This is a genomic window from Pantoea sp. SIMBA_079, from assembly GCF_046940275.1.
Classification (GTDB): domain Bacteria; phylum Pseudomonadota; class Gammaproteobacteria; order Enterobacterales; family Enterobacteriaceae; genus Pantoea; species Pantoea borealis.
Genome location: NZ_JAWRYR010000167.1, coordinates 1 through 292 on the forward strand (window position 1 = coordinate 1; position 292 = coordinate 292).

Below are 292 nucleotides of genomic sequence, written 5' to 3' on the forward strand. Positions count from 1 at the left end.
TACTTGCGCAAATAGGCGACCAGGCCGCCGAAGACCGCGACGTTCAGGCCTTGCGCGACATCGGCCCAGTCCTCGCGCTCGCTGATCGCGAGATCGCGGCTGCGCTTGAGATCGGGATAGACGCCGCCGCCGATCTCACCCGGCTGCAGGTCGCGGCTGGCGCGCATGCGCGCGACGATCGCCGCGCAGGCATCGCGCGACAGCGCGCCCGGCGTGACCTCGATGAAGTCGGCGTCGCTCATGCGGCAGCGGCGTCGTGCTGCAGGTGGTAGCGCGTCGCGGCCTCCACCTC

Annotated in this window: 1 protein-coding gene; it reads right to left on the minus strand. The window is 70.9% G+C overall.

What is annotated here, in order from left to right; all coding sequences use genetic code 11:
• Window positions 1-242 (minus strand): hypothetical protein (locus SB719_RS19570; protein ID WP_412159655.1); only part of this gene is annotated, 242 nt, incomplete at its 3' end.
• Window positions 243-292 lie beyond the last annotated feature (50 nt).